Origin of the sequence: Cohnella kolymensis (assembly GCF_000829465.1) — a bacterium.
In the GTDB taxonomy this organism is placed as follows: domain Bacteria; phylum Bacillota; class Bacilli; order Paenibacillales; family Paenibacillaceae; genus Cohnella; species Cohnella kolymensis.
Window position 1 is genome coordinate 1 of the sequence record NZ_JXAL01000034.1, and the last position, 20,445, is coordinate 20,445.

Genomic DNA, 20,445 nt, shown 5'->3' on the forward strand with positions numbered 1-20,445 from the left:
GAGGCATCCTTTTCCTTTACCGAGATATGGTCATTATATTCGGCAACTCACGGACAGGCAATCCCGCCAGCATCTGGACGTTATGGTCTAGCGGCAACACTATACATATCGATTTTCCGTGCAACTCGATTCTTCGAATTACGTCTAAACAGTACATTGGTTATTCCGTAACCTGAGAGTCTGCCATTTTTCGGAGGATTATGACATGAAATTCAGCAAACGCATCACGATGGTTCTTCTTTTTACTTTATTGTGCATTCCCGTACTGAGTATCTCGGTGCAAGCACAGTCCCAGCCCAACATCAGTATTTATTTGGACGGCAATAAAATTAACAGCGACGTGCCGCCTTATGTGATCCCGAATCTGAACACGACGATGGTGCCGCTTCGCGTGATCAGCGAGAATCTGGGAGCTGCCGTCGGCTGGACGCAAAGCTCGAAAACGGCTCAAATCTCGGCGGCCGGATTAAAGCTGACAATGACGGTGGGTCAGAAATATGCGTTCGTTAATGGAGAGAAGGTTCCTCTGGACGCTTCCGTTCAGGTTCGCAGCGGCCGCGTGATGGTTCCCCTTCGTTTTGTCAGCGTACAGCTTGGCCTAAAGGTGTCATACGTTCAAGCTTCCAAAGCCATCATGCTGGAATCGGATGACGGAGGCACGGCCCGTCTGCTTAAAGGGGTATGGGTATCTACGATCTTTAACTTGGATTGGCCGTCTGCCGGCTCGTATGGCAACCAAGAAGCGCAGAAGCAGGAGTATGTGCAGCTCTTGGATGAATTGCAGTACATGGGCATGAACACGGTATTCGTTCAGGTGCGCCCGAACGCCGATGCCTTTTATCCTTCGCAGATTGTTCCTTGGTCGAGATTTTTGCAGGGGGAGCTGGGCACTGTTCCGGACTATGATCCGCTTGCTTTCATGATCGAAGAGACTCATGCAAGGGGCATGAAGTTCCACGCTTGGTTCAATCCGTTCCGCGCCGGTACGGACACCAAGACGGACACACTTGCTTCCAATCACGTGGCTGTCGCTCATTCGGACTGGATCGTGACATCGGGCGGGAAAATGTACATTAATCCGGGGATTCCCGCCGCTCGCAAGCACATCATCGATGCGATCATGGAGGTCGTTAAGCTTTATGATGTGGACGGCGTTCATCTTGACGACTATTTCTACCCGTCCAGCGGAACGTTCGCCGACGAACAGGCTTATGCATCCTACAATAGCAAAGGAATCAGGGATATCGACGCATGGCGCAGAGATAATATCAATCAGTTCGTTCAGCAGCTCGGCAAGTCGATTCACGCTGCCAAGCCCACAGTGCAGTTCGGAATCAGCCCGTTCGGGGTATGGCGCAATAAAGCCGATGACCGTACAGGCTCAGATACATCGGCCAGTATCACCGCTTACGACAATATGCATGCCGACGTCCGCACGTGGATCCGCCAAGACTGGATCGATTATGTCATTCCGCAAATTTATTGGAGCTTAAGCTTCAATCCGGCTCGATATGATAAATTGGTCGATTGGTGGGCGAATGAAGTACGGGGACGCAATGTCGACTTGTACATCGGGCATTCCCCATATAAGCTCGGAACGAAAGAAGCAGGTTGGAATTCGGCCCAAGAAATCATTAATCAGTTAAAATACAACAAAAATTATGTCGAGGTCAAAGGGGATGTGTTTTTCAGTGCGAAAGACTTGAGGAGAAATCCTCTGGGGCTGATTCCGGCGCTCAGAGATTATTACGGACTTAAATAATTTCCGTATTTATGACGTGTCGTAGGAGTTGGCGCCGTGCATCATGAATTCGGCCAGTACCACATGGGGTTGGTTTTGCTATCCATTCTAGTATCCATCGTTTCCGCTTATACGGCGTTTGATCTGGTCGATCGTCTCCTCTCCAGCGCACAACGGAGATTGCGGTCGATCATTTTGGCGTCCCTGGTAATAGGCATCGGTCTGTGGTCTATGCATTTTATCGGGATGCTTGCCTATCGTTTGCCTTTTACCGTCACCTATCATTTGATGCTTCTGCTGCTCTCTCTGCTGCTGACCATTTCGGCGGCTTTTGCCGCTTTAATGTTGATTGTGAGGCCTCGAGTTAAGGTGCCGCACTTTATATTCGGAGGGTTGTTTATTGCGAGTGCTGTTGTGTCGGCGCATTATACCGGGATGCAGTCGATGCACACGCCGATACAAATCAATTACTCGCCTGTGTTTGTCGTGTTATCCGTCTTTATTGCGCTGATGCTCTCAGCAGCTTCTTTGTACATACCCTTTAAATACAGAACGAAACGTCTTGAAGGCATACCTTCCGCAATAAAAGCGGCCGGCTCGCTTGTGATGGGCATCTTGGTTCCGGCAATGCATTACACGGCTATGGCAGGTACTTATTTTAACGGTGAAATCGTTTCGCATCCTGCGGGAGAGCTTAAGGTCATCGACAGCTCCAATCTAGCTCAGATGGTAGGCGGCGGGACACTTTTTATACTGGCTGCCATACTTACCGCACTGTTTATGGACCGGCAAAGGGTGCTCAGGACCGCTGCATTCAATGAACGCCGCTACATGTCCCTGTTCGAGCACAGTCCGGACATGGTCATTTGCTATGATCCCGCGGACAACAGAATATTGAGCGCCAATCCGGCAGCTTACTTGGTGACGGGTTATTCGGCGGAAGAAATGGCCAAGATGACTTGGCGTGAGATTATCTGCGATGATCAAGAAATGAGTCGAGTAAAGTCGCAGTATGAGCAAGAAAACAGAGCTGCAAACATACATAAAATAGAGTGTTATATCAGGCATAAGCAGGGAAACCGCGTCGTGCTCAGTTCGACGATGTTCCCGTTAACGGTTGAGGACAAGCTGTTCATATACGCCATTGCAAGGGATATTACCGATCAGAAGAATGCCGAGACCGCTTTAATTGAAACGAAAGAGACCGCGGAGAAAGCGAATCGCGTGAAGGGCGATTTTCTGGCGATGATGAGCCATGAAATCCGTACGCCGCTTAACGGCATTCTGGGAATTAATCAGCTGATGGCGGAAACGGAACTGGATACGAATCAGCGAGAGCTGCTGCTGATTCAGGAGAAGAGCGGACAAGCCTTGCTGCGGGTTATTAACGATATACTCGATTTCTCCAAGATGGAAGCCGGTAAGGTTATGCTGGAGAATGAAATTTTCCATCTAAGATGTTGCATGGAAGAGAGCATTAATCTTTTTACAGTCACCGCCGTACACAAAGGAATTCAGCTGCAAAGCGATATCGATGAAAGGATACCGGAGTTTCTGGCTGGAGATCCCATACGACTGCGTCAAATTTTCGTTAACCTTGTGGGCAATGCCGTAAAGTTTACGGACACGGGCAGTGTGTCATTGGAAGCTAAATTGCTTCATGCAGGACAGGATACAGCCGAGATTGAGTTCACGGTCACCGATACGGGCATCGGAATTCATCCGAGTCAGTTTCATTTGTTGTTCCTGCCTTTCTCGCAGCTTAGCTCCTCTACGGGTCGCAGCAAGCTGGAAGGCACAGGACTCGGGCTGTCGATTTGCCGCGAACTCGTAAGCGCGATGGGCGGTGACATTTGGATCGAAGAGGGACGCAAGAAGGGCGCAGCCTTCGGATTCAGAATTCCATTCACCACAGCTGTCGTTGAACAAGCCGTCTCTGATTGTCGAATTGGGTCAAATTCCTCCAGAACAGGGTAAGGTAATGTTACGGCAAACCTTTCGGTTTTCCCAATTGCTCTTTTGGGAGGAATGAAGATGCAGACAGTATGGAAGGGTGCAGTCAGCTTCGGGCTCGTCAACGTCCCGGTAAAGATGTTCACGGCTACCCAGCAAAATGACATTCCGATCAAAATGCTCCATAAGGAGTTAAACGTTCCGATCCAATATTCCCGCACATGTCCGAAATGTGAAGAAGAAGTCGGTTGGAGCGATATCGTCAAAGGTTATGAATATGAGCCCGGACATTATGTGACTTTCGACAAAGAGGAGCTGGAAGCCTTAGCGTCAGAATCCTCGAGGGAGATCCGTATTCTGGACTTCGTAGATTTGAAGGAAATCGACCCGATCTATTTTCAAAAAACCTATTTTCTTGCACCGGCAGAGACCGGCTCCCGCGCCTATAAGCTTCTGATCAAGGCGCTTGAGACGACGAATAAAATCGGGATCGCCAACGTGACGATAAGATCCAAAAGCAGTATTGCCGCCATACGTGTCGTGGACGGCGTATTGTCTATGGTCACGATGTTCTATGCGGAGGAAATTCGTAAGAAGGAACAGATCCCGAACTTGCCGGAGGATATGGACGTCGATGAACGAGAGCTTGAAATGGCTCAGATGCTCATCAGTCAACTGGATTCCAAATTCGAGCCTGAGAAGTATGATGATGAATATAAGGAACGGTTGAACGAGGCGATTCAAAATAAGATTCAGGGCAAGCAAGTCAAGTTTGCGCCGGAAGAAAAGCCGACGAATGTGATTGACCTGATGGAGGCGCTGCGCGCAAGCCTCGGTCAGACGAAAGTAACGGACAGCGGCAAAGAGGACGGCAAATCCGCCGGCGTCAAGGGCAAGAAATCTTCCGAAAGCAAGGTCCGTACCTCCCGCAAGCAGGCGGAGGAACAGAAGACAACTGAATCGAAGGCCGATGCAAAGAAACGGGTTTCTAAAAAGAGCGATCAACGCGGGAAATCGGCTGACGTGTCCGGCAGTCCGAAGAAAAAGAGCTCATGAGCATGAAACCTTTCGTCCCGATGTCTCCGATCTCATCCGATCGACTGCCTCAGGGTGAGGACTGGGCGTATCAACTGAAATGGGACGGCTACCGTATCCTTGCATCCCTGCAGGATGGAAGGATGCAGTTATTTTCCAAAAAAATGCTGCCCCAAAACGGCAAATTTCCTGAATTGACTTCCGCATTATCTCGAATCGACCGTTCCTGTCTCATTGATGGAGAAGCGATTGTGATGGATCCGTCAACAGGGAAACCCAGCTTTCAAAAGCTGCAGCAACGGCTTAAATTTACGCTGGCGGGGCGCAGTCGTCCGGCCGCTTCGGAACGCCTTCCGGTGCAGTTCATCGCCTTTGATCTGTTGGAACTGGACGGCCGAGACCTGCGCCGGCTCCCTTTTCGTGAACGTGACCGGATGCTGCGCGAATTGGCGGCAAAATGGGAACCTCCGCTGTTCACGACAGACTTGTTCCACAATGGCCCGGCGCTGTGGGAATGGATAGAGCAGCACGGCTGGGAAGGGCTGGTCAGCAAGAAGCTGTCGTCTGCCTATAAGGAAGGCAAGGAGCATCAGGATTGGTTCAAGAAGAAGGCGCTGCTGGAATTTGACGTGGAGATTGCAGGCATCATATGGAAAGAAGGTCGTGTCTCCAGCATGGTCATGCGAGAGAACGGCGTTTATTTCGGCAGAGTCTCGTCCGGGTTGAACGAGAAGCTGAAGTCCTGGCTGCGAAGTTTGGACACCGTTAACGGAGTGAATCCTTTCGGCGCGCTGCCGGAAGGGTTAAAAGGTGCCGATGTCCGTTGGCTGGTCACTCCTGTGAATGCAAGAGTGACAGGCAGTGAGGTGACGGAAGAGGGCTCGCTGCGGCATCCTAAGCTTCTTAATCTGGAAGGAGCACCGTAAAAGCTTGACATGAAACCAAAAGGTTTCTTATGATTAATTAAGAAACCTTTTGGTTTCGTATTAAAAATTATTGGAGGTACGATGCTAGTGTCCGAACAACAAGAAAAATTGCCCGATATTCGTCAAACGATCCTTATAAACGCGCCGATCCGCAAAGTGTGGGATGCCGTGTCCAATTCAGAAGCGATTGCAGCCTGGTTAATGCCGAACGATTTTCAGCCTGTCATGGGATTTGAGTTTACCATTCATTCGCAATACGGGGATTCACCTTGCAAAGTGACGGAGATTGACCCGCCGAATCGGTTGATCTTTACATGGGGTGACGATTGGGTCGTGACTTTTGAATTGAACGAGCAGGGCAGCGAACAAACGGAATTTACACTCGTGCACGGCGGATGGACAGCCGGCAAGGTCGAACATGGCATGGATTATGCAACTATTCGCGACAGGATGAAGCATGGATGGGAAGCCGCCGTACTTCCGCGTCTTCGCCAGTTCATAGAAGGGTGATGGCGGCGCCCTCTGAGAAGCATGATGTGTTCCAAGCCATTGCAGACCCGACACGCCGCAAACTGCTGCATATGCTTGCAGAGGAAGAAATGGCGGTAACCGTGATCAGCGGACATTTTCCGATGAGCCGTACGGCGGTGTCCAAGCATTTGCGCGTTTTATCGGATGCGGGGCTGGTACGTGAACGCAAAGTCGGACGCGAGACGAGGTATCGAATGGACCCTGATCCGCTGCTGGAGCTCAAGCGTTGGCTTAACTATTACGAACGCTTCTGGGAGAACAAGCTGACTGCGCTGAAACGGTTCGTCGAGAACGACGAAGACGACAATGGAAGAGCTGCTGAAGATACTAAGATATAAAGGGCGATTTAATATCGTCCAACATAGGAACGGAGCAAGCATTGTATCTGCTTGCTCCGTTTTATTTAGTCAAGACGTTGTTTTATCCAATCGCGTACTGTAGTGAATACCTCTTCGCGGCCGAGCTCGTTATGCAGTTCATGCTTAAAGCCGGGCCATTCCCTCCATGTAATGAGATCGCCTGCCTGTTCCGCGAACAGCTTGCTGGATTTAAGGGAGGTAACCTGATCGTCGCCCCCGTGCATGAGCAGTAAAGGCACCTCCAGTTCAGAGGCATGCGCTAACGCCCACAGTCCGGCTTTTTGAACAGTGAAGAAGAAACGCGCGGTAATTTGTCCATGACCGAGCTTGTCGTTTACATACCTCTGGATCATGACCGGATCTGAAGTCAGATGGTCGGCCACCATCGGGCGGTTGCTTGTAAAGCTGGGAAAAATCCATTCCAGCAATCGGCCGACTGCGGCCTCCGCGGACGGCGGTTTGAATGCGAGCTTTAACCATGGCCCGGTCACGACCGCACCTGCCAACTTCGGTTTCCTTCTAAGCAAGTAATTAAGCGTGACGTTGCCGCCCATACTGTGCCCGTATAAGAATCGAGGCAAATCCGGATATTTCCGCTCAGCTTCCTCAAGCATCAAATCGATACCTTCAAGAAGAGCTTCGTACTTCGGCGTATGCCCTCGTTTGCCTTCCGTACGGCCATGCCCTCTCTGGTCGAAGCCGAACACGGCATAACCTTCTTGCGTCAGCATCTGCGCCACATGGTTATACCGTCCCATATGCTCACCCATGCCGTGCACAAGGCCTACGACCGCTTTAATCGAAGGTTCATATTGAGGCAGCCATTCGCAGGCATGCATGCGGGTGCCGTCCACGCAGCGCCATTCCAGTTCTCTATGCTTCATCCGATGCCCCCCGCTCCAATTTGGTACTATATAGATATAAACATAATCAAACCGATAGGACAATATCCGCCATTATGCTAAAATAGCCGTAAATGAACCGGGCGGGAGGAATTCACATGATAAAGCGGTTCTGCCTGGGAATGGCGGCTGCCGTTATATTTCTCAGTATTGTGGCCCTTCAGTCCGGCAGCAAAGCAAACGCGTCCAAAAAAACCGAACTCATCGTTTCCGCAGCGGTAAGCTTACAAAACAGTTTACGAGAGTTGGAGGCTGACTTTGAGCAACACCGAAAGGAGATCGACCTGATTTTCAACTTCGGTTCTTCCGGCACGCTTCAGCAGCAGATCGAGCAGGGCGCTTCGGCTGATATATTCCTATCTGCAGGCAAACAGCAGATGGATTCTTTAATAGGCAAGAAGCTGGTGAGCAAGAGCAAGAATGTTATGAGTAATCAATTGGTGATCGTCGTGCGTACGGATGGAGTACAGCAGTGGCCCGGTGCTGAACGGCTGGCCGGCGACGATATTCGTAACATTGCTATAGGCCAGCCCGATTCGGTGCCTGCCGGCATGTATGCCAAACAAGCTTTGACGTACTCTAACTTGTGGGACCGACTGCAGGAGAAGCTAGTGTACACGAAGGATGTCCGACAGGTGCTGACTTATGTTGAGACGGGTAATGCCGATGCGGGGTTCGTCTACCGAACGGATGCTTTGATTTCGAATAAAGTAAAAGTTGCGATGCAATTGCCGTCCGATTCTCATGAAGAGATCATCTATCCTGCGGGCCTGCTGGCAGAATCTAAACACCCGAACGAAGCACAGGCATTCTATGATTATTTGACGAGTCCCTCAGCTATGGAAATTTTTAGAAAGCACGGTTTTGAACAGCCATGATGTTGCTGCAATGGAAAGAGATGCTTGCACCCGTATATCTATCGATTAAAGTTGCGGTAATCAGCAGCTTCATTGTGTTTGTCCTTGCGATGGCTGCCGCCAGATGGATGTCACGAAGAAGGTTCTGGGGCAAAAGCTTGTTGGATACTTTGTTCCTGCTGCCTTTGGTGCTGCCGCCTACTGTAGTGGGCTTTGTCCTGCTCATGACGTTAGGACGGCGCAGTTGGATCGGACAAGCCTATGAACGGCTGCTGGATCAGCCGATTGTCTTCACCTGGATTGCCGCGGTGATCGCCGCCGTTGTCGTCGCTTTTCCGCTGGCTTACCGGACGATGAGAGCAGGCTTTGAAGAAGTGGACCGCGAGCTGGAGGATGCTGCCCGCGCTACGGGTGCGAACGAGTGGCAGGTGTTCCGCTACATTACGATGCCTCTTGCTTCAAAATCGCTGCTTGCAGGATACATTTTAGGCTTTGCGCGCGGCTTGGGGGAATTCGGTGCAACACTGATGATCGCGGGCAATATACCGCAGCGTACGGAAACGATTCCTACCGCAATTTACATGGCCGTTGACCGGGGCGAAGCTTCTTTGGCGTGGATTTGGGCGTTAGCGATGGTACTGATCTCGTTCCTCATGCTGCTCGCGGCCAGCGGCTATTCACGAAGGTAATCCGGCACACTCCTGCTCCTTATTGGTATAAGGAGTGTTTTTTCATTACAATAGGGGTATGACATTTCATAAGAGGTGATTTCACTTGAACAATAATGAACGCGGCAGTGCTGCCAGGACTGAGCTGGCTACCTTTGCCGGAGGATGCTTTTGGTGCATGGTAACACCTTTCGAGGAGCTGCCGGGTATTCACGGAATCGTGTCCGGATATACCGGCGGGCATACGGTTAATCCGACCTACGAAGAGGTGTGTTCGGAGACGACCGGACATGCGGAGGCTGTCCAGATTACGTATGACCCGGATTTGTTCCCGTACGCCAAGCTGCTTGACATTTTCTGGCGTTCGGTCGATCCGACGGATCCGGGAGGCCAATTCCACGACAGAGGTTCGTCTTACCGGCCGGCTATTTTTTATCATAATGAAGAACAACGGCAGCAAGCCGAGGCTTCCAAAGAAGCGTTGCAGCAGAGCGGGCGGTTCGATCGTCCGATTGCTGTGACAATAGAGCCGGCTTCAGCGTTCTATCCGGCGGAAGAGTATCATCAGGATTATCATCATAAAAACCCGCTCCGGTACAAACATTACCGCAGCGGATCGGGCAGAGACACTTTCATCAGCAGTCATTGGGATACGGATAAAGACCGGAATGAACTGCGCAAACGCCTCACTCCGATTCAGTTCGAAGTGACACAGAACAATGCCACGGAGCCGGCGTTTCGCAATGAGTTCCACGATTACCACGGCGAAGGCTTGTATGTAGATATCGTATCCGGTGAACCGCTTTTTAGCTCCCGCGATAAGTATGACTCCGGCTGCGGCTGGCCCAGCTTTACCAAGCCGCTCGATAAAGGTATGGTGCAAGAGCATGAGGATTATACTCACGGAATGATCCGCACCGAAGTGAGAAGCCGCGAAGCGGATTCGCATTTGGGTCATGTTTTCCCCGACGGTCCGGGACCGGACGGTTTGCGCTACTGTATCAACTCGGCTTCTCTGCGTTTCATACCGAAAGAAGACTTGGAAAAAGAAGGCTACGGCCGGTTTAGAAGTTTTTTCGAGGATTGATACCAGCAAATCACGCGCCGTCTCACCTCGCGTGTAGAGTGATGTTTTTCAGCGTTATTCATGGTCTCGTGCGACTTAAAGTGTGAATTAGCGATTCGTTCTTGCAATAAACTTGGGACTGTCCCGAATTCAGCGTTACGAATTCTGAGACAGTCCCTTTTTTATTAATGGCTATGTTAAACTTTGTTGTTGATATTTGATAATTACGAACAAGCGTTCTATAATAAGGGTAATATCACTGTTCGGAGATGATTTGTCCATGGATTTAAGGGAAATGAAAAAGCTTGCTGATATGTTAGACGATAATGGTAAGCGAGAGCTTATCTACTTTTTGCAGTCACGAACCAAGGGAGTTGCGGTTCCTGTTCGAGCGATTGATGAAATTCAAGAGCAGAAGCATAAAGACGGGCTTGTTTGTCCGCATTGCAAAAACCATTCTGTCGTCCGCTTTGGAAAGTACGCTGTAAAAACACGCACTGGAGAGATTAAACGTCAACGTTACCGTTGTAAGTCCTGTCGCCAAACGTTCAATGACCTTACGAACACCCCTCTGCAACGAACGAGGCGACCTCATATGCGGGTTCGTTTTATTGAATGCATGATTGAGGGCTTTTCTCTGAGAAAATGTGCAGAGCAGTTGAGCGATGAAGTCACGCATGTCACCTTGTTTTACTGGCGGCATAAGATTCTCTCTGCTCTAAAACAGATTCCAACCGAAGCATTTCAAGATATTGTTGAGATGGATGAGACTTACTTTCTGTACTCGGAAAAGGGCAAGCGAAATATCACCGAACGCAAGCCACGTAAACGTGGCGGCAAAGCGAAATATCGTGGTATAAGCCACGATCAAGTGTGCGTGCTGGTTGCCCGTGACCGTCAGAAAATGACTTACTCTGGCGTACTTGGGTGTGGACGTATTCGGACTACAAAATTAGACGAAGCGATTGGTGGTCATCTATCTGACTCAAACGTGCTATGCACTGATTCATGGAGGGCATTTAGCTCCTATGCGAATTCAAAAGGCTTGGCTCATTACCGATTCAAGTCCGACGGAAAACAACGTGTGAAAGGTGTGTACCATATCCAAAACGTAAACAGCTACCACAGCCGCTTGAAGAAATGGATGGATCGCTTCAATGGTGTTGCAACAAAGTATTTGCAGAATTACTTGGCGTGGTTTCGTTACTTAGACAGCAAGGAATATGAGAATACCGCATCGAATAAGAAAAATATGTTGGTCAAATCGTGCCTGTTTTCTGTGACCGACACGAACACCAAACTTCGGCTTTCTGCTTATTCTTGTTAAACTAACTGGCAGAATTGTTTAATTTACCATCCTTCGTTAAATTAAAGTTGTATTCGGTCAGGCCAGGACTGTGCACATTAGCAATCCATGAGAAACCGGACATGCTGTTGGATGATAAAATGTAGACATAAAGGAGGCTGCATATGGACAGTGTAATCCTGATGATGAATGTGCGAGAAAACCAGGGAGGAGAGTCAGTCGCATGGCAAAGATCGTTTTCGCATTGAACCAGTCTCTGGACGGGTTCGTCGACCACGACCACACGGCATTTCAGCCCGACCCCGTGCTATTCCGTCATTTCATCGACGACGTGCGCGGCATGGCGGGCAGCCTGTACGGGCGCCGCATGTACGAGACCATGCGGTATTGGGACGGAGACCATTTTGAATGGGATGCACCGGAACGGGAATACGCAGCGGCGTGGCAAAGCAAACCGAAGTGGGTGGTGTCGAGGACGTTAAAGTCCGTCGGTCCGAACGCTTCTCTGATCGAGGGCGACCTCGCAGCGGCCATACGTGGGCTGAAGGCTCAGCATGAAGGGGAGATTGAAGTTGCCGGGCCGGAGTTGGCGCACAGTCTAACGGAGCTCGGTCTCGTTGATGAGTATCGACTCTATCTCCATCCAGTCGTGCTGGGTCACGGCAAGCCGTTCTTCGCCGGTCCGCGGCCGCCGCTGCGCCTCGTGGCAAGCGATCGAATTGGCGAGCAGGTGATCAGGTTGACCTACGTTCCAGCTTAGTTGTGCGGTTGACCCAGCGGCCTAAAGGGCACGTTACTTTAATAGGGATTCTCCGGCTGTAGCGGCAGTCAGAGGATCCCTTATTCTTTGAAATTTGTTCAGTTATGCGAAATGACGTAGTTATTTATGGGATTGACGATTGACCTAACGGAGAACGATAGAATAAACCGCCTTTTCAACGAAGGCGGTTTTCTTATGGTCAAATATCAACATTAGAATTTAACATAGCCTTATTAATATAGGTATCTCCACAAGTAGAAGGTTGCGTAGGCTTCCCAGTTCGTCCAGGAGGCGGATAACTGTCTGATCAGCTGCACGGATGGTTTCTGCTCCAACCCTAATACAGCTTTTATCGCATTATGCAAACCAACATCGTCGATGGGAAACGCAGAGGGGAATCTGAGACACCTCATCAGCACGTAGTTGGCCGTCCACGGCCCGATCCCCCGAATGGACACCAGCTGTTTCTCCGCCTCCTTGCAATCCGCCGTATCGAGTAGCGATCGTTTGCTCAGCTTTCCTTCTGAGATCAACCCGGCGACTCCGATCAGGTACTCGGATTTCTTCCCGGTAATCTGCAAAGCGGTCAAATCAGCTGTGCTAAGAGATGCAATGACATCCGGAGAAGGGAACGTCCAATATCGCACGCCGTTATGATCCATGCTGTGACCGAACGATTCCACGAATCGCCTCTTCAACGTGTAAGCAAACGCTAGATTGATTTGCTGACCGAGGATCCCCCAGCAGACCGCCTCGAAAAGATCGTCAATCCCGATGTTTCTCAGCCCGTACAGAGCGGGAACCACCTTTTGTAATACCGGATCGCTGCCGGCCAGCTCGTAGAATGGGGTGAGGTCGGTATCCAGATCAAACCATTCTCGTACATACCGAATAACCGCCTCACGTTCCTCCTTAAGCAAAGGCTCTGCATTTTCCAACAAGCGCACGTTAAGAAAACCGGGGTTATCGCGGCTCACTTCAACTAACGGATTTCCATGTCCGATGGGTATTCTCCTGAAGATCTTGCCGTCGTCAATGTGGAACATGACTTCATTGGGAGAGCGGGAGAGGTAGCCCATGTTGATCGCATAATCGAATTCCAGCGGAAGTGGAATCTTGATATCAACGTACATAGATGTTCTCCTTTCATAAATTTGTCTATTAAAAGTTGTAACACAGCTTCGGCAGTTTCTCTTTGGTAATCTTGCTCGTTCATTGTGAAAGGTTAAACATGACGCGTTGTCCGAGGTATACTGGAATGAGAGGTGATTTCCGAATGAATGATGAACAATGGCAGGCGATTGCCGGGAGTGACGCCGCTTATGACGGTCATTTCTATTATGGCGTTGTTACCACCGGGATTTACTGCCGGCCTTCGTGCAAATCCCGCATTCCGGTACGAGACAATGTGCGCATATTTTCAAGCTTCGAACAGGCCCTTGCGGAGAATTTCCGACCATGCAAACGATGCAGACCCGATGGCGGCAGACTGCCCAATGAAGAATGGGTTGCACAGATTTCGCATGTAATTGAAACCCGTTATTCGGAGCCTTTCACGCTTGCGAAGCTGGCAGAATTGTTTCACGGAAGCCCTTATCACCTTCAACGGACGTTCAAGCAAATCAAAGGAATGACACCTGCGGAATATATTCAGCAAACCAGAATTGAAAGAGCGAAAGAATTGCTTTCGAGTACAGACCGTACGGTCATGGAAGTGGCTGTGGCGGTGGGTATCCCGAATGCGGCTCATTTCTCCACTGTTTTTCAGCAGCGAACAGGGGTTGCTCCGTCCAATTATCGCATTGTGGTGAGCGGAAGAGAATAGGAAGAGGTGTGTTTATGGATATTTCAAAAGAGCAGATTATTCACTGGGCGTATTTAGCAGACGGATCATGGCGGCTTGTCGTGGCTGCAACGGAACGCGGACTGTGCTATGTCGGATCGCAGGAACAGGATGTTTCGGAACTGGCGAATTGGGCACAGAGGAAATTTAAAAATTACCGCCTGGAACAAAATGAAGAAATTTTACAGCCGTATTTGCAGCAGCTTAAGGAATATTTGTGGGGACAAAGGGTATCGTTCACCGTTCCGCTGGATTTAAGAGGAACTCCGTTTCAACTAGCGGTATGGACGGTGATGAACGATATCCCTTATGGCCAGACGGTAAGTTATCAAGAGCTTGCGCAGCGGTTGCTGAAACCCACGGCCATACGTGCTGTGGGAAGCGCAATCGGGAAAAATCCGGCTTTGATCATAGCGCCATGTCACCGGATTATAGGCAAGAGCGGCAGACTGACCGGATACCGGGGCGGTATAGAGATGAAGGAAGCCTTGCTGCGGCTGGAAAGAAGCGGCTCCGGGACATAAGTCATAAATATCCGACTTGTTTGCTCGGTTATCTTGATTATCGCTATCGTTTTGCGGTATACTTTTCTCGCCAAATAACCTCTAAGGAGCATAACGATGGACAAAGTACTTATTTTCGGTCACAAAAATCCGGATACGGATACCATTTGTTCCGCTATTGCCTATGCAGACTTGAAAACAAAATTGGGCTGGGATGTCGAACCTGTCCGTCTGGGAGCCGTAAGCGGTGAAACCCAATACGCTCTGGATCAGTTCGGTGTACAAGCTCCGCGTCTCGTAGAGACGGTTGCGGGCGAAGTGAAAGGCGTCATCCTGGTCGACCACAACGAGCGCCAGCAGAGCGTGTCCGATATCGAGCAAGTTCGCGTATTGGAGGTAATCGACCACCATCGGATCGCTAACTTCGAAACCAGCGGCCCTCTGTACTATCGTGCGGAACCAGTGGGCTGTACAGCGACGATTCTCAAAAAAATGTATAAAGAGAACGGAATGGAGATCTCGAAAGAGATTGCCGGTTTGATGCTGTCCGCCATTATCTCCGATTCCTTATTGTTTAAATCGCCGACTTGCACGGATGAGGATGTGGCGGCAGCGCGTGAGCTGGCTGAAATCGCCGGCGTCAATGCCGACAGCTACGGTTTGGACATGCTGAAAGCCGGTGCCGACTTGAGCGACAAAACGATTGCTCAGCTGATCTCCTTGGATTCCAAAGAGTTCCAGATGGGCGGCTCCAAAGTGGAAATCGCGCAGGTTAACGCGGTGGACACCAACGATGTACTGGCACGTCAAGCGGAACTGGAAAATGCACTGCACAACATCATTTCGGAAAAAGGGCTGGATCTGTTCGTGTTCGTAGTAACGGACATTCTGAATAACGATTCCGTCGCAATCGCCCTTGGACGTGCGGCAAATGTAGTGGAGCGGGCGTACAATGTTAAGCTTTCCGAGAACAGAGCGATTCTGAAAGGTGTCGTATCACGTAAATCGCAGATCGTTCCTGTGTTGACCGACATTTTCAACCAACGGTAAGTTGAACTCCGCCCGACCATGCTCATATATTCGCGCATGTATAACAGCTGGAGAAAACGCCTTCGAGGCGTTTTTTTTCAGTTGTCGACGCCTTACAGCTGGCCGATGCGGTGAATCCGATCGTGTAAGACGGTTTGGCCGCCTTACAGCTTGCTGATGAAGCGAAAATGATCGTGTAAGGCGGTTTGGTCGCCTTACAGCTCACTGACGAAACGAATTTGATCGTGTAAGGCGGGTTGCCCGCCTTACAGCTCGCCGCTGAAGTGAAAATGATCTTGTAAGGCAGTTTGGCAGCCTTACAGCTTGCTGATGAAGCGAAAATGATCGTGTAAGGCGGTTTGGCCGCCTTACAGCTCGCAGCTGAAGCGAAATTGATCGTGTAAGGCGGTTTGGCAGCCTTACAGTTCGCCGAGGGTTTGTGGCGGGTCTTTAGTTCGTTTATTTTGCACACGCAGAGGTTTCACCTCTTGTTTAACAGATGTATAATCATGGAACATAACCTACACTAACTAGACGCGATCCCGGATAAGTACTTTCAAAGGCCTGGTAGCTTACATTTGCGAAAATGAGGTGCAGGACAGTATGGGCTATAGCGGATCTCAGTTCTACGATCAGGAACATGTGTTTAAAAACTATGAAGCAAGACGAGCTTGGAATGAAAATGCAAACGATACGATCGAGAAGCCGATAATTATGCCATTACTTGGCTGAAATAGATATCCTCTTTAGAAATGTACATAAAGCTTTAGCACACGGCGGTACTTTTATATTTTCTGTAGAGCATCCGGTGATCACTTCTTCCTGCGCCAAATCGGAGGGCTTCAAACAGACTTGGTTAGTAGATGATTATTTTCATACCGGGATTCGTGAGCAAGAGTGGCTCGGCTCCTCAGTAATCAAATATCACAGAACTATCGAGGACTATTTCTCCGCATTACAGACCGCAGGGTTTCACATTGAAAGCCTGAGGGAATCAAAACCAAGACAAGAGAATTTTCATAGCCTTGAGACATACGAACGTCGAATGAGGATACCGCTATTTTTATTGATGAAGGCGAAGAAAGTATGAAGTCTTGAGGGACTGGAATTAACCAATAGGAGAAGGATGTGGTGATCATTACGTCCAGAGAAGTAATAATTCGCCCCGCACAGCTCGACGATATTAACGGAATACGGCAGGTCGCCAAGATCACATGGCAGAGTACATACGGGTCCATATATAGCCAAGAATTTATTCATTCATTTTTAGAGCAGGCCTATTCGGTCAATAGCTTGGAGATGGCTGTTACAAGGGTTAAGACGTATAACCCTCGCAAGTTCTTGGTGGCCGAGGTTGATGGGGGGCTGGTCGGGTACGCCCAATTATCGGAAGCCGATAATGGAGTGAGCGAACTTAGCAGAATCTATGTTTTGCCCGAGTTTCATGGACAAGGGATCGGTCGATCCTTACTGAATGAGCTGCTTTCAAGTGATGATTCCATACAAAAAATATTTGCGTGGGTGGAGAAAGAGAACCGTGTCGGGTTACATTTCTATCAATCGAGCGGTTTCGTGTTCGACGGGGAAATGGAAGAGTCGATTAACGGTCAAACCATGATACTCCACAAATTTATAAAACAACGATGACCGGTTACCGGCTTTGGCTGTAGAAGAGGCTGAAAAGGAGGGTCGATATTGATTGAAATCAGATTGCTTACCCCTGAAGATTCGGAATCATTTTGGCAGCTGCGGCTCGAAAGCCTGATCACATCTCCTGAAACCTTCGGATCTACATACAAAGAAGATTCGGTTCGGCCGATGGAAGAGGTAAAAGCGCGGCTCGCTCCTTCAAGCAGCAGCTTTATACTGGGTGCCTGCACGCAGGATGGCCGCATTGTCGGAATGCTTGGCTTTAAGCAGGAGCAGTCGATCAAGGTAAAACATAAAGGTTTCCTTTGGGGTATGTATGTGAATCCTATGTTCAGGAACCAGGGAATCGGCAAAAAGCTCATTGTTGAGGCGATCAAAAGAGCAAAATCAGCCGATGGTCTTGAACAAATTAACTTAGGTGTGGTTACAGATAATGCGTCTGCGAAAAGGTTATATCAATCAGCAGGATTTATCGTGTATGGTTTGGAAAAAAACGCACTAAAATACAATGGCGAATATTACGACGAAGAATTAATGGTTTATCGGCTATAATCGATCTGCAGCTACGACCGGCTTCAGAAAGGAATGTGCGTGATGATCATTCAGATATCCAACTATTTGTTCCTGGGCTCTTTATTTCTTTTCACGGCGACGCTCATTTATTATGCATGGGTGCGAAAGGGACCGGAGTTCTTTTTGAAAGGTGTGGTCAAGTCTTATGTCTTCTGGATCGCTATTGCGGGAATCGCTGCCTCCATATTCATAACGCTTTGACGCCCGAGTCAGCGGAAGCCGTTAACAAACGGCTTCTTTCTTTTGGATGACGTTCATAGGATAAAAATAGAATGTTTGTGAGCGCTGCTTACTCATTAATGCAAAGTGAGGCGTTACGGATGAAAATCGTAGTTGTATCCGACACGCATATGCCCAAAATGAACAAGAAGCTGCCGGATCGGTTGCTGCAGGATCTGCAGTCGGCTGACGCTATTATCCATGCCGGTGATTGGACGAGCCTTTCCGTGTATGAAGCCTTAACGGCTTACGCGCCGACATACGGTGTGGCGGGGAACAATGACGGGTCGGAAGTGATCAAGAAATTCGGTTATAAGAAGCTGCTTGAATTTGAGGGATGCAGGATCGGCGTGGTTCACGGACATGGCATAGGCGGGCGGACGGATACGGAAAGCAGGGCGCGGGAGACGTTCAGAGGGACTCGGCTCGATGCCCTTATTTTCGGGCATTCGCATATCCCTTTATTGAAGCAGATCGGAAGCTGTCTGGTCTTCAATCCCGGCTCCCCCACAGACAAAAGGAGGCAGCCATCTTACTCTTTCGGAATCATGCACGTGACCGACGGAACTCTTAAAGCGAAACATATTTATTACACGGACAAAACATAAGTATAGACGCATAGTATGAGCTTGCTATAATGTTCTATAGCTAGCTTATTTATTTTGAAGGTTGATTGGAGTCTATCATTTGAAAAAGTTCAAGAAATTTTATGTCGAAATTACCAGCGTCTGCAACCTAGCATGCAGCTTCTGCCCGCCAACAGAACGGAAATCTGCCTTTATTAAGGTTGAGACTTTCAATAACATACTGGATCAGATTAAACCGCATACGGATCATATTTATTACCATGTGAAAGGCGAACCGCTGCTTCATCCGAAGATCGACGAATTGCTGGATTTAAGCCATCAAAAGGGCTTTAAGGTCAATCTCACGACTAACGGCACGCTACTCCATAAGGCCAAGCACAAATTACTGGGGAAACCGGCGCTCAGGCAAATCAACTTCTCCCTGCACAGCTTTGACGGACATGCAGGCTCTACCGACAAGGAAGGCTACATAACGAGCGTGTTGTCGTTTGCGAGAGAAGCGGCAGATAAACATAATATACTGATCTCTTTCAGGCTCTGGAATCTCGATGAGGACAATTCCACGAATCTGGAGAGGAACCGGAACAGCGAAATTCTTGCACTGATCGAGAAGGAATTTAACCTGGATTATAAGCTCGAAGATCAATTCGTTAGAGGCAAAGGAATCAAACTTGCGGAACGGATTTATCTAAACCAGGATCATGAGTTCAAATGGCCGGATCTGAAGGAGAAAGAGGATGAAGGTAAAGGCTTCTGCCACGCTCTTCGCAATCAGGCGGGGATCTTGTCGGATGGCACCGTTATCCCTTGCTGTCTGGATGGGGAAGGAGTCATCAACCTGGGGAATATCAACGATAAGCCATTTTCCGAGATTATAGAAGGAGAGAGAGCTAACAACCTGTACAACGGGTTCTCGAGGCGGGAAGTCGTAGAAGAGCTCTGCAAAAAATGCGGTTACAGACAAAGGTTCAACATCGCCCGTTAAGCGCAATTAACGGGTTTTTTTCGTATGTACCATGAGCCTGTTTTTGTCCCCTTGTTACAAGCCTTCACATAAAATGATCGCAGGTAACTGAAACGTAAGGGAGGGTATTGCTTGCCTCGGCATGTCGGCAGCAAATGGAGCAAAACAAAAGCCCTGCTTGAAGATAATCGGTTAAGGCAAATTGTTCTTAAGACGGTCAAATTCAATCGCCCGCAGTTATACAATATGCTGAATGAGTTCGGTATGGTGTATGTGAAGCCGGATATCGGTACTCACGGACAAGGCGTAATGCGGGTTGAAAAGGCAGACGGACAATTTCGATTCCAGCTTGGACGCCATGTTCGCTCTTACGCTTCATATGATCTTATGCTCCGGGCGATCCGGAAAAAGACGAAGGGCCGGCGATACTTGGTGCAGCGAGGCGTGCATCTGCTGACCCATCAAGGACGCAGATTTGATGTGCGCGTAATGGTTCAGATGAATCCGCGCCAAAGATGGGAAACGACCGGCATGATTGGAAGATTGGCGGCCCCCCATAAAATTGTTACGAATTATCACGACGGTGGAACACCGCTGCCGGTTCCCCGGCTGCTTAAAGGGCATTTCAGCGAAGCGGGGATGGCGCAGCACATCCGCACGCTTGAGAAGATCGGTGTAAACACGGGAAAGGTCATGCGCACACGCTTCCCCGGAGTGTGTGAAGTGGGATTGGATGTGGGTATAGACAGCACGCTAAAGCCATGGATCATTGAGGTGAATACGCGGCCGGATCCTTTTATTTTCAGGCGATTGCCCGATCAGGCGGTGTTCAGAAAAATCAAACGGTACGCACAGGCTTACGGCCGGTTAAGACGCGTTCCGCAAAAAGCACGATTGATAAAAAGAAGGATACGATAGCGATCGTATCCTTCTTTAATTTGATACATAGAAATGATAGATTCCCTTGCAGATT

22 protein-coding genes are annotated in these 20,445 nt (G+C 49.2%); 20 read left to right on the forward strand and 2 right to left on the reverse strand.

All coding sequences use genetic code 11. From position 1 onward, the window contains the following. Window positions 1-205: 205 nt before the first annotated feature. The 6 genes from SD71_RS20755 (at window position 206) to SD71_RS20780 (ending at window position 6,524) form a co-directional block, all read left to right on the forward strand. Complete coding sequence (locus tag SD71_RS20755; protein ID WP_041067685.1) at window positions 206-1,762, forward strand: family 10 glycosylhydrolase; 1,557 nt, start codon at window positions 206-208, stop codon at window positions 1,760-1,762. A 36-nt stretch (window positions 1,763-1,798) separates the two neighbouring features. After that, window positions 1,799-3,718: an MHYT domain-containing protein gene (locus SD71_RS20760; protein WP_052476479.1), complete on the forward strand. Its 1,920-nt coding sequence runs from the start codon at window positions 1,799-1,801 to the stop codon at window positions 3,716-3,718. Window positions 3,719-3,775: 57 nt separating this feature from the next. Beyond that, a complete protein-coding gene (ku, locus tag SD71_RS20765; protein ID WP_052476480.1) occupies window positions 3,776-4,750 on the forward strand; it encodes a non-homologous end joining protein Ku in 975 nt (324 codons plus the stop codon). Window positions 4,751-4,752: 2 nt separating this feature from the next. After that, entirely contained in the window at window positions 4,753-5,655 is a 903-nt protein-coding gene (locus tag SD71_RS20770) for an ATP-dependent DNA ligase (protein WP_041067687.1), read from the forward strand. Between the two features lie 81 nt (window positions 5,656-5,736). Beyond that, entirely contained in the window at window positions 5,737-6,165 is a 429-nt protein-coding gene (locus SD71_RS20775) for an SRPBCC family protein (RefSeq protein ID WP_041067689.1), read from the forward strand. Further along, window positions 6,165-6,524 (forward strand): ArsR/SmtB family transcription factor, encoded by a 360-nt coding sequence (locus tag SD71_RS20780; RefSeq protein ID WP_041067691.1) that lies wholly within the window; start codon window positions 6,165-6,167, stop codon window positions 6,522-6,524. The genes SD71_RS20775 and SD71_RS20780 overlap by 1 nt, the downstream gene beginning before the upstream one ends. A gap of 65 nt (window positions 6,525-6,589) precedes the next feature. Here SD71_RS20780 and SD71_RS20785 read toward each other — a convergent pair whose 3' ends face one another. Further along, the gene (locus tag SD71_RS20785; RefSeq protein WP_041067693.1) at window positions 6,590-7,429 is read right to left on the reverse strand and encodes an alpha/beta hydrolase; all 840 of its coding nucleotides are present in this window, start codon (window positions 7,427-7,429) and stop codon (window positions 6,590-6,592) included. Between the two features lie 119 nt (window positions 7,430-7,548). Between SD71_RS20785 and modA the strand changes: the two genes are divergently transcribed. The 5 genes from modA (at window position 7,549) to SD71_RS20810 (ending at window position 12,104) form a co-directional block, all read left to right on the forward strand. After that, window positions 7,549-8,325, forward strand: coding sequence for a molybdate ABC transporter substrate-binding protein (gene modA / locus SD71_RS20790; protein ID WP_082034408.1), 777 nt, complete (start codon window positions 7,549-7,551; stop codon window positions 8,323-8,325). Then, window positions 8,322-8,993 carry a molybdate ABC transporter permease subunit gene (modB, locus tag SD71_RS20795; RefSeq protein ID WP_041067695.1) on the forward strand — a complete coding sequence of 224 codons (672 nt, stop codon included), beginning with the start codon at window positions 8,322-8,324 and terminating at the stop codon, window positions 8,991-8,993. The genes modA and modB overlap by 4 nt, the downstream gene beginning before the upstream one ends. A gap of 85 nt (window positions 8,994-9,078) precedes the next feature. Continuing rightward, window positions 9,079-10,059: a peptide-methionine (S)-S-oxide reductase MsrA gene (gene msrA / locus SD71_RS20800; RefSeq protein WP_052476482.1), complete on the forward strand. Its 981-nt coding sequence runs from the start codon at window positions 9,079-9,081 to the stop codon at window positions 10,057-10,059. Between the two features lie 259 nt (window positions 10,060-10,318). Continuing rightward, window positions 10,319-11,365 carry an IS1595 family transposase gene (locus tag SD71_RS20805; RefSeq protein ID WP_052476483.1) on the forward strand — a complete coding sequence of 349 codons (1,047 nt, stop codon included), beginning with the start codon at window positions 10,319-10,321 and terminating at the stop codon, window positions 11,363-11,365. A 202-nt stretch (window positions 11,366-11,567) separates the two neighbouring features. Continuing rightward, a complete protein-coding gene (locus SD71_RS20810; protein ID WP_041067697.1) occupies window positions 11,568-12,104 on the forward strand; it encodes a dihydrofolate reductase family protein in 537 nt (178 codons plus the stop codon). Window positions 12,105-12,337: 233 nt separating this feature from the next. Here the strand turns inward: SD71_RS20810 and SD71_RS20815 are convergent, their stop codons facing one another. Beyond that, on the reverse strand, window positions 12,338-13,237 hold the full coding sequence (locus SD71_RS20815; protein ID WP_041067699.1) for a DNA-3-methyladenine glycosylase family protein: 900 nt from the start codon (window positions 13,235-13,237) through the stop codon (window positions 12,338-12,340). A gap of 143 nt (window positions 13,238-13,380) precedes the next feature. Here SD71_RS20815 and SD71_RS20820 point away from each other — a divergent pair, with 143 nt between their 5' ends. The 9 genes from SD71_RS20820 to SD71_RS20870 all read left to right on the forward strand — a co-directional run bounded on the left by SD71_RS20820 (window position 13,381) and on the right by SD71_RS20870 (window position 20,390). Then, window positions 13,381-13,929 carry a bifunctional transcriptional activator/DNA repair enzyme AdaA gene (locus SD71_RS20820; RefSeq protein ID WP_326998800.1) on the forward strand — a complete coding sequence of 183 codons (549 nt, stop codon included), beginning with the start codon at window positions 13,381-13,383 and terminating at the stop codon, window positions 13,927-13,929. Between the two features lie 14 nt (window positions 13,930-13,943). Further along, entirely contained in the window at window positions 13,944-14,471 is a 528-nt protein-coding gene (locus SD71_RS20825) for a methylated-DNA--[protein]-cysteine S-methyltransferase (RefSeq protein ID WP_041067703.1), read from the forward strand. Between the two features lie 96 nt (window positions 14,472-14,567). Then, entirely contained in the window at window positions 14,568-15,500 is a 933-nt protein-coding gene (locus SD71_RS20830; protein WP_041067705.1) for a manganese-dependent inorganic pyrophosphatase, read from the forward strand. Between the two features lie 1,110 nt (window positions 15,501-16,610). Next, complete coding sequence (locus tag SD71_RS20845; RefSeq protein WP_052476485.1) at window positions 16,611-17,126, forward strand: GNAT family N-acetyltransferase; 516 nt, start codon at window positions 16,611-16,613, stop codon at window positions 17,124-17,126. A gap of 48 nt (window positions 17,127-17,174) precedes the next feature. Then, a complete protein-coding gene (locus tag SD71_RS20850; protein WP_041067708.1) occupies window positions 17,175-17,681 on the forward strand; it encodes a GNAT family N-acetyltransferase in 507 nt (168 codons plus the stop codon). 42 nt (window positions 17,682-17,723) lie between these two features. Next, window positions 17,724-17,903 carry a hypothetical protein gene (locus tag SD71_RS20855; RefSeq protein ID WP_041067710.1) on the forward strand — a complete coding sequence of 60 codons (180 nt, stop codon included), beginning with the start codon at window positions 17,724-17,726 and terminating at the stop codon, window positions 17,901-17,903. Window positions 17,904-18,022: 119 nt separating this feature from the next. Beyond that, window positions 18,023-18,529 carry a metallophosphoesterase family protein gene (locus SD71_RS20860; protein WP_041067712.1) on the forward strand — a complete coding sequence of 169 codons (507 nt, stop codon included), beginning with the start codon at window positions 18,023-18,025 and terminating at the stop codon, window positions 18,527-18,529. 79 nt (window positions 18,530-18,608) lie between these two features. After that, window positions 18,609-19,493: a radical SAM/SPASM domain-containing protein gene (locus SD71_RS20865; protein WP_041067714.1), complete on the forward strand. Its 885-nt coding sequence runs from the start codon at window positions 18,609-18,611 to the stop codon at window positions 19,491-19,493. A gap of 111 nt (window positions 19,494-19,604) precedes the next feature. Continuing rightward, window positions 19,605-20,390 (forward strand): YheC/YheD family protein, encoded by a 786-nt coding sequence (locus SD71_RS20870; RefSeq protein WP_152619534.1) that lies wholly within the window; start codon window positions 19,605-19,607, stop codon window positions 20,388-20,390. Window positions 20,391-20,445 lie beyond the last annotated feature (55 nt).